Raw genomic sequence first — 13,966 nt, 5'->3', positions numbered from 1 at the left:
CTCAAAACCTCCGAATTCGCAGGCTGGAGCGCCGTAACTCGTTGATTTTTAAGAGCACGATGTCCCCGGGATCGGGGTTTTGAGAGGTTCCCACCAGTACACGTACTTGAACGGCAGCTGGCAGCAGAGCGCGGCCCTCACGCGCCGCGGCGGCGACCAGGGCGGGTTCAACGCGCAAGGCGAGGTGAACAGCAGCATCGCCAACCCGGCCTCGGGCTACCAGGGCGGGGTGACCGGCAGTGCCCTGACCCCCGGCCACGTGCAGCGCCAACTGGTCGCCAACGGCGAGGTGCTGGCGCGCTACGGCGACGCACCCACCCAGGAAGAGAACACGCCCCAGGCCAACAACCCGGCGTACGTGGACACGGCGGACTTCCGCCTGCAGGCCGCGCAGATCCGCCCGCGCCACAAGAGCCTGGACCCGGTGGCCTACACGGTAGTGGGTGGCGAGACGCTCAAGGACATCGCGCGCAACGTGCTGGGTGACGCGAGCCTGTGGTGGCGCATCGCGGACGCCAACAGCCTGGCGGTGTCGGGCGACGGGGCGCTGACGGCGGGGCAGACGCTGACGGTGCCCAAGCTGGCGCTGAACGCGAACAGCGTGGAGACGTTCCAGCCGTACGACCCGAGCCAGGCGATGGGGAGCATGGATCCGGTGTTGCCGGTGCCGGCGAACGGGGGAGACTGCGGGATCGTCGGGCAGATCATTGTGGTCGTCGTCAGTGTCGTGGTCAGCATTTTTGCTGGCCCCGTCATTGGCAACCTCGCAGGGCAGATGATGGGCAACCTGGTGGGGTCCCAGAACGGCATCAGTTGGAAGAGTCTCGCGTTGTCGGCGATCAGTGCAGGCGTTGCCTCGGGAGTGGAGTACCTATCGGGCTTCAGCGGAGCCAGTGCGGGCTGGCAGGGCGCCGCTGTGCAGATGGGCACGACGAACCTGATTACGCAGGGCATTGGCGTTGCGACGGGGTTGCAAGACCGCTTCGATTGGCGGGGTGTGGCCGCGAGCGCGGCGGGCGCGGCTGCGGGCAGCGCGGCCGGGAGTGCGCTGCAGGGAGCTACGTGGCTCGATGGGCTTGGCCAGACGGGAGCCGCCTGGGCCCGAGGGACGCTCAGCGGGATGGCTGCGGGTATGACCGCGGCCGTGGCGCGAGGCGGGCGGGTGAGCATCCAGCAAGTGGCTGTGGACGCTTTCGGGAACGCCCTGGGACAACAAATGGGCGCCGCCATCCTTGATACCGGCGCTAATGCCTTGGCAGGTGCGCAGACTCAGCAACCCGGCGGCAATCCGAACCAGTCCATCGCGCAGCGTTATCAAGCTGCCGGAGTTGATCCGATCATGCCGGCATACGACTACATGCAGTCGCATCCCCAGTCATCGATGACATTCGGTAATGCGCTGGAATACTACGGTGACCAAGCCGCGAGTTCCTATTTACCTTGGCTCATTGCAGACTCGCAGATGATGGGGGGCGGAAAAATGCGCAATGGGGTTTACCAAGACGAGTGGTCGCAATATACGGACTGGGATAGTGGAGCGCGGGCAAACCAGGTGTTGCAACATGACCTGCCGGTAGGCACGGCGCTGGCTCCATGGGCGGTGGCGTCGGGGGGCGCAGAGCAAGCCCGGACGAATCTGAGAGAGGAATCCGCACAGCCAGAGCCAGAGATCACTAATCCGTTGGCTTCGATTTTTGGGAGTTTGGGACCTCGTAAATCAAGTGGATCATCTTTTCAAGATTCTATAAATCGATATTGGAAGAGTATTCAGGATAACGCTGTTGATATTAAGTCGCCAACGCTGTATTTAACTGCTCGTATAGCGCAGAGTTTGGGGGGTGGGATACGCTCTTGGTAGTATGAGCTCTGCAGTTTTTGGAAGTCCGAAGGATGGATTGATAGGTGTTCGCAATGGTTTTGTTAACTTTGGGGTGGATGCATTTAATGGTGCGGTAAATGGGCTGAAAACTAGTCTTGATGGCTATAGCATCTTGCTAGAAAAATCAGGCGTTGTTGCTGAGGGAGAGTTTGCAGGATTTAGATCGAGTGAGGTATACAATCTGGCGCCGGTAATTCAGAACGATAACTTAGCACAAACAGGCGGGTCTCTCAAATTTAATGTGGTCGCTGGCATTGCTTTAGGGCGTATTGGGAATGCAGATCTCGGAGCTGCTGGTGGCGCTATTGGGGAAGGCATTGAGGGGGCTCTTATAAAGATGTCTCAAGCCTTCCGGTCAAATGCAAATGCAGCCGATATGACTTTTCAGCAGGCAGAAGCTCTGAAGGAACTGACTGTGGCGGCTTATGAGCAAATGCAAGCTGCTGGGAAATCTCTAAATAGTCTGAAACCTGCATTTACTGTCGCTCAAGATATGGTGACTGGTCAGGTTAGTTTTGGCTTGAATAATAAGGGAGGAGCTATTCCAGCTGTTATGGATGAAACATTGACTTCGCGGCTTGATAAAATGCCGGAAGAAGTTCTTTTAGGCTATCAAAAGTCTGCTGCAGCGGGGTCTCATTCGGAGATTTATGCTGTGAATGAGTTGCTTCTGGCGAGACCTGGTGCTAAACTGAGTGAAATAGCCGTCTCTACTATAGAGACTAAAGCGGCTGCAATGCGTGGTACGTATAAGCCGGCATGCCCCCATTGTGACTATATCTTGAATGGTGTCCACTATGTCCAGCCATGATGATTCTTACGATTGGAGCCGTGAGGCACCAAAAAAAGAGGTTCATATTGATGATCTGGAAGATGATCATTATGGATTTCAGTATAATGGTATTCCATTTTCTGGTATTGCTGTTTCTTATTATAAAAATGGCCGTTTGGAATCTCGGCGGTCATACTTGAATGGTATGGTCCATGGTCCAGGTGAATGGTGGTACGAGAATGGGAAAAAAAGCCAAGAGTGGGTGTCATTTGCGGGGATGGCTCACGGTCCTAATATAGAGTGGTATGAAAATGGATTTGTTTTTCAAAAGTCTCACTGCGAATTTGGCCGGGTGCTTGATTGGGTAAAGTATGATAAAAATGGGAATGAGATAGAGGTTGGGTCAAATAGGGATAATCCCTCTGTGAGAGGGTGGATTGATAAGTTTAGAAAAAAATTCCCCTATGCGCCTAACTATGAATAGAAAAAGCATTTCATGCGGCGGTCTCAAACCTGAAGTGCAGCTGAATTTGAAGTTGCCCCGCTTTCACAGACGGTAATCGGCGTGCTTTTCAAATTCAAGCCATCGATTTAATGGTTCTTTGTCGATCCCCCAACCTCCCCCTCAAAAAATCCACAAACACCCTTACCTTCGGCGACAACTGCCGGCTCGCCGGCCACACCGCCCGGAACCGTCCCGCCGGCCGTCCCTCTGGATCCGGCAGCACCTGCCGCAAGGCCCCGTCCCGCAAAGGCCCCTCCACCAGGAAATCCGGCATGCACCCGATCCCCAGGCCGCCCAGCGCCGCGCCGCGCACGGCCTCCATGTTGTTGAACCCGAGGACCCGGCGCAGGCGGGGCAGGGGGGATGGCGATGGCGCCGACGACATCGACAGCGGTGGAGGCGGCTCTTCTGGCACCGTGGCCCCTCCGGTTCCCGGCAGCGGCCAGGGTAGCCACTGCCCTGAATTGGGATAGCGGAACGCAATGCCGTCGTGGTCCGCGAGGTCGCCCACGGTGGCCGGGGTGCCGCGCCGCGCCAAGTAGTCGGGCGATGCGCAGAGCAGGGACCGGTAGTGCCGCAGGGGCAGGCTCCTGAGGCGTGAATCGGGCAGGTCGCCGCTGCGGATGGCGATGTCCACGCCTTCGCCGATCAGGTCCACGATGCGGTCGTTGAAGTCGATGTCCAGTTCCACCTGGGGATGGCGCTCCAGGAACTCCGGCAGCAGGGGCAGGAGCAGGTGGTAGGTGACGATGGGTACGCTCACCCGCAGGCGGCCGCGTGGTACGGCGGCCGACTGGGACACCATGGCGCGGGCGTCGTCCAGGTCGTCCAGGATGCGGCGGCAGCGTTCGTGGAACTGCCGCCCTTCTTCCGTCAGGGCGATGCGGCGGGTGCTGCGCTGGAGCAGGCGCACGCCCAGTTCCTGCTCCAGCTTCGCGACGGCCTTGCCGACGGCCGAGGCCGAGATGCCGAGCGCGCGGCCGGCCGCGACAAAGCTGCCCAGCTCCGCGGTGCGCACGAAGGCCAGGAGGGCGGAGAGGCTGGAGGGGGTGTCCATGGGTGGTGGCCTGGTTCTGGTGGGACTGCGCTGGGCGCGTTGATTGCGGAATTTTCTTCCGGATTGATCGGAGGCGGGGCCTGTTTTTCATCGAATGCGGAAGTTCTATCTTCGCCACATCCGGCTTGGTACCGCTTGGTGCCGTGGCCTTGTCCTTCCCTTATTGGCCGTCTCGCATTCCTGTGCTGCCTTCGGGCGCTCTTCCACCATGTCCCAACTGTCCTCCGACACCCCGACTTTCTCTACCGCTTCCCCCGGCACCCCGCTCGATCCGGAGCGGGGCCGGCGCCTGCGTGTGCTCGCCTGCGTCTGCATGGCTTCGGCGACGATGCCGATGGTGTTTACCGGGCCGGCCGTGGCGCTGGGCGGCATCGCCGACGCGCTGCACGCGTCCGCCGCGTCCCTGGCCTGGGTGACGAATGCCTTCATGCTGGCCTTCGGCAGTTGCCTGCTGGCGGCCGGGGCGCTGGCGGACCGCATGGGGCGCCGCCGGGTGTTCATGGCGGGGGCGTGGCTGTTCCTCGTGGCATCGGCGGCGTTGCCGTTCGCCACGGGCATGGCGGTGTTCAACGCGCTGCGCGGCCTGCAAGGGCTGGCGGGTGCGGCGGTGTTCGCGGGTGGCGCCGCCGCGCTGGCCCAGGAGTTCGACGGCGAGGCCCGCACCCGCGCGTTCAGCTGGCTGGGGACGGCGTTCGGCATCGGGCTGGTGCTGGGGCCGGTCACGGCCGGCGCACTGGCGGGGGCGTTCGGGTGGCGGGCGATTTTCGGGCTGGTGATGGGGGTGATGGGCGTGGCGGTGTTGCTGGGCCGGGGCGCGCTGCGGGAAACCCGGGCGCCAGCGGCGCACGCCTTCGATACGGGCGGCGCGGTGGCGTTCACGCTGGCGCTCAGCGTGCTGACCTGCGCCGTGCTCGCGGCAGCGCAGGCGGGATGGGCCGATCCCGGTGTGATCGGCGGCCTCGCGGTGGCAGGGTTGCTGTTCGGCGTTTTCGCGCGCATCGAGCAGCGTGGGGTAGCGCCGCTGCTGGATCTGTCGCTGCTGCGCTACCGGCGTTTCCTCGGCATCCAGCTGCTGGCTGCTGCACCGGCCTATGCCTTCGTCGTGCTGCTGGTGCTGCTGCCGATGCGCTTCGCGGGCATCGAGGGGATGGGCGCGGGCCGTGCGGGATGGATGATGGTGGCCCTGTCGGCGCCGCTGCTGGTGCTGCCATTGGTGGCAGGGCGGCTGGCACGCCGGTGGTCGCCGGCCGTGCTGTGTGGCGTGGGGCTGCTGGCCTGCGCGGCCGGCCTGCTGTGGCTGACCGCGGCGCATACGGGCGTGCAGGCCCTGCCGGCGATGGTGGTGATCGGTGCGGGCATCAGCCTGCCCTGGGGGCTGATGGATGGCCTCGCGGTCAGCGTGGTGCCGCCGGAGCGCGCGGGCATGGCGGCGGGGATTTTCAGCACCACGCGGGTGGCGGGGGAGGGCGTGGCGCTGGCGGTGGTCGGTTCCGTGCTGGCGGGGCTGATCCAGGCCCGACTGCCCGGCGCCGCGCAGGGGCATCCGGTGGCGCAGTTGCTGGGGGCGGGGCGGCTGGAGGATGCGATGGCCCTGGTGCCGGCGGTGGCCCCGCATGCGCTGGTGGAGGCTTACGAAGCGGCGTTTTCGCGGCTGGCGCAGGGGCTGGCGGTGGTGACGGCCGTGACGGCGCTGGCCGTGTGGGCCTGCCTGGGGCGGGGCGGCCAGCGGCAGGAGGGCGGTGCGCCCGCAGAGGGGGGAAAGGAATGTGGAGCGGGTGAAGGGAATCGAACCCTCGTATGAAGCTTGGGAAGCTGCCGTTCTACCATTGAACTACACCCGCGCGTGGCGCCATTGCGGCGCACGACGGGCTGGATTCTAGCGCTACTTTCACGTGGGCCAGTGCAGGGTGAGCACGGAGCCACCGCCGGGCGCGGCCTGGCAGGTGGCGTGGCCGCCGTGGGCTTCCGCGATGGCCTTGACCACGGCCAGGCCCAGGCCGCTGCCGCCGGCCTGTTGCGGGCGGCCGGGGTCCCCGCGGTGGAAGGCCTCGAAGACCTGGGCGGCGAGTTCCTCGGTCATGCCCGGGCCCTCGTCTTCCACGCCGAGGTGGCACCGGCCGTCCGCCACGTGCGCGTGGATCCGCACCCGGCCCGGGTCGGCATGCTTGCGCACGTTTTCCAGCAGGGCGATCAGGGCCTGGCGGATGCGCACCGGGTCGCAGGTGACGGTGCAGGGCGATGCGATGTCGGCCTGCACCGTGAAGCCGCGCGCATGCAGGTCGGGCCCGAAGGCATGCACGACGGAGGCGACTTCCTGCGCCAGGTCCGCCTGCATCTGCTCCAGTTCCAGGTGCCCGCTGTCGCGCAGGCCCAGCATGCGCAGGTCTTCGATGAGCCGGCTCAGGCCCTGCACGTGGCGCAGCAGGCCCTGGAACAACTCGGGCCGCGGCTCGAACACGCCTTCCGTCAGCCCCTGCAGGCGCCCGTGCAGGATGGTGACGGGGGTGCGCAGTTCGTGGGCGATGGCCGCGTTCCAGAAGGTGCGCTGTTTTTCCATGGCCTGCAGGCGTTCGGCCATGGCGTTGAAGTCGCGCACCAGTTGGGCGGTCTCGCCCATGGAGTGGTCGTCGGTGGCGGCGCGGGCCTGCAGGTCGCCCTGGGCCACCTTGCGCAGGCTTTCGGCCACCGCGTTCAGCGGCGTGAGGATGCGGCGCGAGAGCCGCACGGCGACGGCGATGGCGATGGCCAGCGCGACAAGCATGGTCGCCAGAATCCAGACCAGCTCCACCCGGGACGGCATCCAGGTCTCGGAAATGCTCGACGGCGAATAGGCCATTAGCACGGCGTAGAAGCCGTAGGAGCCGATCACCGAGATCAGGATGATGCCCAGCGCCATGATGCCGAGCGACAGCATGACCTGCCGGCGCAGGCCGGGAGAACTGCTCATTCGCCGCTCCCCAGGCGGTAGCCCACTCCGCGCACGCTGACGGGAAGGCCTTCCACGCCCAGCGGCTCCAGCTTCTTGCGCAGCTTGCTGATGTGGCTGTCCACCGTGCGCTCCAGGGCGTCGCCCTCGGGCAGGCAGGCTTCCAGCAGTTCGAGCCGGCTGAAGACGCGGCGGGGCGAGCGCATGAGGCAGGCGAGCAGCTTGAATTCGGTGAGCGTCAGTTCCAGCAGGTGGCGCTGCCCGTCCAGGTGCACGCTGGCCTCGTGGGTCTCGGGGTCGATCTGGAAGATGCCGGCGCGCAGCACCGCCTGGGCGCTCTCACCCCCCGCTCCACCCGCACCCCCCCGGCTGCGGCGCAGCACCGCCTGCACGCGGGCCACGACCTCTGCAGCGTTGAAGGGCTTGACCACGTAGTCGTCCGCGCCGATGCGCAGGCCCATGAGCTTGTCGATGTCCTGGTCCATGGCCGTCAGCATGATGACGGGCGTGTCGCCGCGGTGGCGGATTTCGCTCAGCACCTTCCAGCCGTCCACGCGGGGCATCTGCACGTCGAGCAGGACGAGGTCCGGCTTGAGGGCCCGGTGCATCGCGAGCGCGGCCTGGCCGTCCGGCGCATGCACGGTCTGCAGGCCGCCGCGCGCGAGGTAGGCGGCGAGGATCTCGGCGATTTCGGGCTCGTCCTCCGCGATGAGCACGAGCGCCTGGGTCGCGGATTCCCGGAAGATGCGATGGGGTGGGATCGACACGCCGCGCACTCTACCGAGATTTTCCGGCTCCATCGCATCTCCACACAACGCCCAATCCTTCGCAGCCGTGGAGCGCCACAGTGGCGCCTTTTTTGCACGCGAAGGATTCCCTGCATATGCACACCCCCCGACGGCGGCAGGCCGCGATGATGGCGGCGGCGCTGGCCACGCTGGTACTGGCGGCCTGCGGCACCGACGAGGCGCAGGACGCCCCCGCGCCGCCGGCGCAGGTGTCCGTGGCCACGCTGGTGCCCGGTGATCTCGTGGTGTCCGACGATTTGCCCGGCCGGGTGGCCGCGGTGCGCACGGCGGAGATCCGGCCGCAGGTCGGGGGCATCGTGCAGCGCCGGCTGTTCGAGCAGGGGGCGGAGATACGCCAGGGCGCGCCGCTCTTCCGGATCCACCCCGGACCGTTCCAGGCCGATGCCGACATGGCGGAGGCGGCACTGCAGCGCGCGCAGGCGGCCTGGGCCCGGGCACGCCTGCAGGCCGATCGGCTGGAGCCGCTGGTGCGGGCCGATGCCGTGAGCCGGCAGGCCTACGACGATGCGGTGTCGCAGCGTGACCAGGCCGCGGCCGAGGTGGCCCAGGCCCGCGCCACGCTCGCGCGCCGGCGGCTGGACCTGCGGTTCGCGACGGTGGAGGCGCCGATCGCGGGGCGGGTGGACCAGGCGCTGGTGACGGAAGGCGCGCTGGTCTCGCCCACCGATGCCTCGCCCATGGCGCGCATCCAGCAGATCGGACAGGTGTATGTGGACGTGCGCCAGCCGGCGTCGGCGCTGGATGGGCTGCGGGCGGCGGCCAGGCCGGAACGCGGCCCGCAGGAGGCCGCCGTGCAGATCCTGCGCGGCGACGGCGAGCCCTCCGGGATGCAAGGGCGAATGCTGTTTTCCGGCATCACGGTGGATGCCGGCACCGGCGAGGTGCTGCTGCGCATCCTGGTGGACAACCCGCAGCGGCGCCTGCTGCCCGGCATGTTCGTGCAGGCACGCGTGCCGCGGGCGGCCTATGCCGGGGCGCTCACGGTGCCGCAGCAGGCGGTGGTGCGCACTGAGGGGCAGGCCAGCGTCTGGGTGGTCGATGCACAGCGGCGCGCGCATGCGGTGCCCGTGCAGCTGGGGGAACTGGTGGATCGGCGCTACCGCATCGCCGCCGGGCTGCAGGCAGGGCAGCGGGTGGTGGTGGAGGGCGCCGAGCGCCTGACCGAAGGTGCGCAAGTGCAGCAGCGCGACTGGGCCGCACCCGGATCGGCGCCCGCATCGCCTCCCGCGCCCGCGGCCAGCCGCTGAAGCAGGAGCCGGACCATGCCCCAGTTCTTCATCCGCCGCCCGGTGTTCGCCTGGGTGATCGCCCTGTTCATCGTGCTGTTCGGCGCCATCGCGATCCCGCAGTTGCCGATTGCGCGCTACCCGGCGGTGGCGCCACCGGCCGTGAGCCTGTTCGCGTCCTATCCGGGCGCCACGCCCCAGACCCTGAACGATTCCGTGGTCAGCCTGATCGAGCGCGAGCTCTCGGGCGTCAGGAACCTGCTGTACTTCGAGTCGTCGGTCGATACCTCGGGTTCGGCGCAGATCACCGCCACCTTCAAGCCCGGCACCAACCCTGAACTGGCGCAGGTGGACGTGCAGAACCGGATCAAGGCCGTGGAGCCGCGCCTGCCGCAAGCCGTGCGCCAGAGCGGCCTGCAGGTGGAGTCGGCCTCGTCCGGCTTCCTGATGCTGGTCGGCATGACCTCGCGCGACGGCCGCTACGACGAGGTGGGACTCAACGATTACATGGCCCGCAACATCGTGCAGGAGCTGCGCCGCATCGACGGCGTGGGGCGCGTGCAATTGTTCGGCGCCGAGCAGGCGATGCGCGTCTGGGTGGATCCGGCCCGGCTGCTGTCCTACGGCCTGGCGATGGGCGACGTCACCCAGGCGATCGAGCAGCAGAACGCCCAGGTCGCCCCCGGGCGCGTGGGCGATGCGCCGACGCTGCCGGGCCAGCGCGTCACCGTGCCGCTCACGGTGCAGGGACAGTTGTCCACGCCGGAGCAGTTCGCGGCAATCGTGCTCAAGGCCGGCACCGACGGCTCGAAGGTGGTGCTGCGCGACGTGGCCCGGGTGGAACTGGGCGCACAGTCGTACGCCTTTGCCAACCGCGAGAACGGGCGGGTGGCCACCAGCGCCGCCATCCAGCTGTCGCCCGGGGCGAACGCGGTGCGCACCGCGCAGGCCGTGCAGGACCGGCTGGACGAACTGGCGCGCACCATGCCCGCGGGCATGGAGATGTCGGTGCCGTTCAACACCGCGCCCTTCGTGAAGATCTCCATCGAGAAGGTGCTCCACACGCTGGTGGAGGCCATGGTGCTGGTGTTCGCGGTGATGTTCCTGTTCCTGCAGAACATCCGCTACACGCTCATCCCGGCCATCGTCGCGCCCATCGCGCTGCTGGGCACGTTCACCGTGATGCTGGTGGCCGGGTTCTCGATCAACGTGCTGACCATGTTCGGCATGGTGCTGGCCATCGGCATCATCGTCGATGACGCCATCGTGGTGGTGGAGAACGTCGAGCGGCTGATGGCCGCCGAAGGCCTGTCGCCCCGGGATGCGACCGTACGGGCCATGCGGGAGATCACCGGGGCGGTGGTGGGCATCACCCTGGTGCTCACGGCCGTGTTCATTCCCATGGCGTTCGCCACCGGCTCGGTGGGCGTCATCTACCGGCAGTTCACGCTGTCGATGGCCGTGTCCATCCTGTTCTCGGCCTTCCTGGCCCTGACGCTCACTCCCGCGCTCTGCGCGACGCTGCTGCGGCCGGTCGGTCCCGGCCACCATGAACGGCGCGGTTTCTTCGGGGCCTTCAACCGGGGCTTCGAGCGCCTGTCGCAGGGTTACGCGGCCCGCGTGGGGCGCCTGGCGGGTCGCAGCGGCCGCATGATGGTCGCCTTCGCGCTGGTCTGCGCGGTGCTCGTGCTGGCGGCGCGCCAGCTGCCCTCATCGTTCCTTCCCGAAGAGGACCAGGGCTATTTCATGACCTCCATCCAGCTGCCCACGGGTGCCACCAGCGAGCGCACGCTGGACGTGGTGAAGGCCTTCGAGTCGCACGTCGCCTCCCGCCCGGGCCTGGCGTCCAACCTGGTGATCCAGGGCTTCAGCTTCTCGGGTTCCGGGCCGAATGCCGCGATGGCGTTCACCATGCTCAGGGACTGGAGCAAGCGCGATGGCGCCAGCGCGCGCGATGAGTCCGAGCGGGCCCAGGAGGCGATGCGCCATGCGCCGGAAGGCACGGTGATGAGCCTGCTGCCGCCCGCCATCGACGAGCTGGGAACTTCGTCGGGCTTCACGATGTTCCTGCAGGACCGCGCCGGCCGCGGGGCGGAGGCCCTGGCGGCCGCGCAGGCCCGGCTCATGGAACTGGCGGCGCAGAGCCCGCTGCTGCGCAACGTCTATCCCGACGGCCTGCCGCCGGGAGGCAGCGTGCGCCTGGACATCGACCGGCGCAAGGCCGAGGCCATGGGGCTGTCTTTCAATGCGATCAGCACCACGCTCTCGGCCGCGATGGGCTCGGCCTACGTCAACGATTTCCCGAACGCCGGGCGCATGCAGCAGGTGATCGTGCAGGCCGACGCCCCCGCGCGCATGCAGCTGGGCGATGTGCTGAAGCTGCGCGTGCGCAATGCCGCGGGTGGCCTCGTGCCGCTGGGCGAGGTGACCACCCCGGTCTGGACCGAATCGCCCCAGCAGATGATGCGTTTCCAGGGCTTCACCGCGGCGCGCATCGCCGGCGGCGCGGCGCCCGGCGTTTCCAGCGGCGCGGCCATGGCCGAGATGGAGCGCCTGGTGGCGCAACTGCCCCTGGGCTTCGCCGCGGCATGGACGGGCCAGTCGCTGCAGGAGCGGCAGTCGGCCGCACAGGCGCCGTTGCTCATGGCGCTATCGGCCCTGGTGGTCTTCCTGGTGCTGGCGGCCCTCTATGAAAGCTGGTCCATCCCGCTGGCGGTGATGCTGGTGGTGCCGCTCGGCCTGGTCGGGGCGGTGGCGGCAGTCATGCTGCGCGGCCTGCCCAACGACGTGTTCTTCAAGGTCGGCATGATCACCATCATCGGCCTTTCGGCCAAGAACGCGATCCTGATCGTGGAGTTCGCCCGGCAGCTGCATGCCGAAGGGAGGGGGCTGCTCGATGCGGCGGTCACCGCGGCGCGCCTGCGGCTGCGGCCGATCCTGATGACCTCGCTGGCCTTCGCGCTGGGCGTGGTGCCGCTGATGCTCGCTTCGGGCGCCAGTGCCGAGACGCAGCATGCCATCGGCACCGGCGTGTTCGGCGGCATGGTGAGCGGCACGGTGCTGGCGGTGTTCTTCGTGCCGGTATTCTTCGTCTTCGTGATGGGGTTGCAGGAGCGGGTGGCCGCGTGGCGGGCCCGCCGCAACCCGCCGGAGCTTCTGCCGGCACCGGGCGGACCATCCACCACGGGAGGGCAATGAGCCATGCGCACCCTTGCGATGATGCCTCTCCTGGCGCTGCTGTCGGCCTGCACGCTGGCGCCTCCGCTGGAGCGGCCGGCCCCTCCGGTGCCCGCGGTCTTCCCGGACTACGGCGGCCATGCCGTTGCCGCCGCCTCTCCCTCGCCAGGTGCCTCCAGGCGTTCGGACGTGTCCGCTGCCGACCTGGGCTGGCGCGACATGTTCGAAGACCCGCGCCTGCAGCGGCTGATCGCTGCGGCGCTGCAGCACAACCGCGACCTGCGGCTGGCGGCGCTGCAGGCCGAAGCCGTGCAGGCGCAGTACCGTATCCAGCGCTCCGCGCGCTGGCCCGAGGTGGCGCTGGACGCCTCCGCGTCGCGCGAGCGCGGGGCCCGATCCGGCATTGGAGCCGATGCGGCCGGATCTTCAGGATCCACAGGAGCCGCAGGCGCGGCGGTCTCCGGGCAGGCGGCCTTGAGCGTGGGCGTGAGCGCGTTCGAGCTGGACCTGTTCGGCCGCGTGCGGTCGCTGTCCGATGCGGCGCTGGCGCGGTACCTGGCCAGCGAGCATGGCCACCGCGCCGCGCGGATCGCCCTGGTGGGCGCGGTGGCGGACGCGTATTTCGCCCAGCGGCTGGCGCAGGAGCAGCTCCGGCTCACCGGGCGCACGCTCGCCGACTGGCGGCAGTCCCTGGAACTGGCGCGGCTGTGGCGGCAGGCTGGGCAGAGCAGCGGGCTGGACGTGGTGCAGGCCGAAGGGCAGGTCGCCTCCGCGGAGGCCGACCTGGAGGCCCGCCAGCGGGCGCTCGACCAGGCGGACAACGCCCTGCGGCTGCTGCTGGGTTCCGATCCTCCGGCAGGCCTGCCTGAGCCGCTGTCGCTGGAAGCGCGGCCTGTCGCCGCACGTTTGCCGGCAGGGCTGCCCTCCGGCCTGCTGCTGGCGCGGCCGGACCTGCTGCAGGCCGAACAGGCGCTCGTCGCCGCACATGCCGATGTCGGCGCGGCGCGGGCGGCGTTCTTTCCGCGGATCGCGCTCACCGCGTCCGTCGGCCGTGCCAGCGATTCGCTGGGCGGCCTGTTCGACGCGGGCTGGGGCACCTGGCGCTTCGCGCCGCAGATCACCCAGCCGCTGTTCGACCGCGGTCGCCTGCGCGGGGAACTGCGCCTCGCCCAAGTGCGGCGCTCCGAGGCGGTGGTCCAGTACGAACGGGCGATCCAGGTCGCCTTCCGCGAGGTGGCCGATGCGCTCGCGGGAGCGGCCACCTACGGCCGGCAGATCGACGCCCAGGCGCGCACCGTGGCCAGCGCCGCCCGGCGCGTGGAACTGTCGGAACTGCGCTACCGGGCGGGCACGGAAGGGCGGCTGGAACTGCTGGACGCCCGGCGCCAGCAGTACGCGGCGCAACAGGCGCTGCTGGACCTGCGCCGCGCGGAGCTCGGCAATGCGGTGGCGCTCTACAAGGCGCTGGGTGGCGGGCTGGCCGAACGCGGGCCCTGGCCCGTGGCCGCTCTGCAGCCCGGGGGCGCGGCGCCCTGAGACCGGCAGGAGGGCGCTGCAACGGGCGGAGGACGTCTCGCAGGCGCGTCAGGCCGGGGTGCAGCGCTGCCAGCAGGCC

The 13,966-nt window shown here is 67.9% G+C and carries 10 protein-coding genes and 1 tRNA gene; 7 read left to right on the top strand and 4 right to left on the bottom strand.

Going from position 1 to position 13,966, the window contains the following annotated elements; translation table 11 throughout:
- Positions 1-106 precede the first annotated feature (106 nt).
- From ACGHC0_RS14150 to ACGHC0_RS14140, 3 genes are read left to right on the top strand one after another with little or no spacing between them, the layout of a single operon-like run.
- Entirely contained in the window at positions 107-1,858 is a 1,752-nt protein-coding gene (locus ACGHC0_RS14150) for a LysM peptidoglycan-binding domain-containing protein (RefSeq protein ID WP_415265909.1), read from the top strand.
- Between the two features lies 1 nt (position 1,859).
- Positions 1,860-2,690, top strand: a complete 831-nt coding sequence (locus ACGHC0_RS14145; RefSeq protein ID WP_415265908.1) for a YwqJ-related putative deaminase — start codon at positions 1,860-1,862, stop codon at positions 2,688-2,690.
- Complete coding sequence (locus ACGHC0_RS14140) at positions 2,677-3,135, top strand: toxin-antitoxin system YwqK family antitoxin (protein ID WP_415265907.1); 459 nt, start codon at positions 2,677-2,679, stop codon at positions 3,133-3,135. The genes ACGHC0_RS14145 and ACGHC0_RS14140 overlap by 14 nt, the downstream gene beginning before the upstream one ends.
- A 94-nt stretch (positions 3,136-3,229) precedes the next feature.
- Here ACGHC0_RS14140 and ACGHC0_RS14135 read toward each other — a convergent pair whose 3' ends face one another.
- Positions 3,230-4,213, bottom strand: coding sequence for a LysR substrate-binding domain-containing protein (locus tag ACGHC0_RS14135; protein ID WP_415265906.1), 984 nt, complete (start codon positions 4,211-4,213; stop codon positions 3,230-3,232).
- 208 nt (positions 4,214-4,421) lie between these two features.
- Between ACGHC0_RS14135 and ACGHC0_RS14130 the strand changes: the two genes are divergently transcribed.
- Complete coding sequence (locus tag ACGHC0_RS14130) at positions 4,422-6,014, top strand: MFS transporter (RefSeq protein ID WP_415265905.1); 1,593 nt, start codon at positions 4,422-4,424, stop codon at positions 6,012-6,014.
- On the opposite strand, the gene ACGHC0_RS14125 is transcribed toward ACGHC0_RS14130, so the two are convergent.
- From ACGHC0_RS14125 to ACGHC0_RS14115, 3 genes are all read right to left on the bottom strand, one after another.
- A tRNA-Gly gene (locus ACGHC0_RS14125) sits at positions 5,981-6,054 on the bottom strand. The two genes, ACGHC0_RS14130 and ACGHC0_RS14125, sit on opposite strands and share 34 nt — an antisense overlap.
- Positions 6,055-6,101: 47 nt before the next feature.
- Positions 6,102-7,160: an ATP-binding protein gene (locus tag ACGHC0_RS14120; protein ID WP_415265904.1), complete on the bottom strand. Its 1,059-nt coding sequence runs from the start codon at positions 7,158-7,160 to the stop codon at positions 6,102-6,104.
- Positions 7,157-7,939, bottom strand: a complete 783-nt coding sequence (locus tag ACGHC0_RS14115; protein WP_368351585.1) for a response regulator — start codon at positions 7,937-7,939, stop codon at positions 7,157-7,159. The genes ACGHC0_RS14120 and ACGHC0_RS14115 overlap by 4 nt, the downstream gene beginning before the upstream one ends.
- A gap of 83 nt (positions 7,940-8,022) precedes the next feature.
- Here ACGHC0_RS14115 and ACGHC0_RS14110 point away from each other — a divergent pair, with 83 nt between their 5' ends.
- From ACGHC0_RS14110 to ACGHC0_RS14100, 3 genes are read left to right on the top strand one after another with little or no spacing between them, the layout of a single operon-like run.
- Positions 8,023-9,195 (top strand): efflux RND transporter periplasmic adaptor subunit, encoded by a 1,173-nt coding sequence (locus ACGHC0_RS14110; RefSeq protein ID WP_415265903.1) that lies wholly within the window; start codon positions 8,023-8,025, stop codon positions 9,193-9,195.
- Positions 9,196-9,210: 15 nt separating this feature from the next.
- Entirely contained in the window at positions 9,211-12,372 is a 3,162-nt protein-coding gene (locus ACGHC0_RS14105; RefSeq protein ID WP_415265902.1) for a multidrug efflux RND transporter permease subunit, read from the top strand.
- 3 nt (positions 12,373-12,375) lie between these two features.
- The gene (locus ACGHC0_RS14100) at positions 12,376-13,887 is read left to right on the top strand and encodes an efflux transporter outer membrane subunit (RefSeq protein ID WP_415265901.1); all 1,512 of its coding nucleotides are present in this window, start codon (positions 12,376-12,378) and stop codon (positions 13,885-13,887) included.
- Positions 13,888-13,966: the final 79 nt, after the last annotated feature.

The organism is Acidovorax sacchari (genome assembly GCF_042847045.1).
Classification (GTDB): domain Bacteria; phylum Pseudomonadota; class Gammaproteobacteria; order Burkholderiales; family Burkholderiaceae_C; genus Paracidovorax; species Paracidovorax sacchari.
The sequence above is the reverse complement of the archived record's forward strand: the minus strand, read 5'-3'. Positions and strand labels throughout refer to the sequence as shown.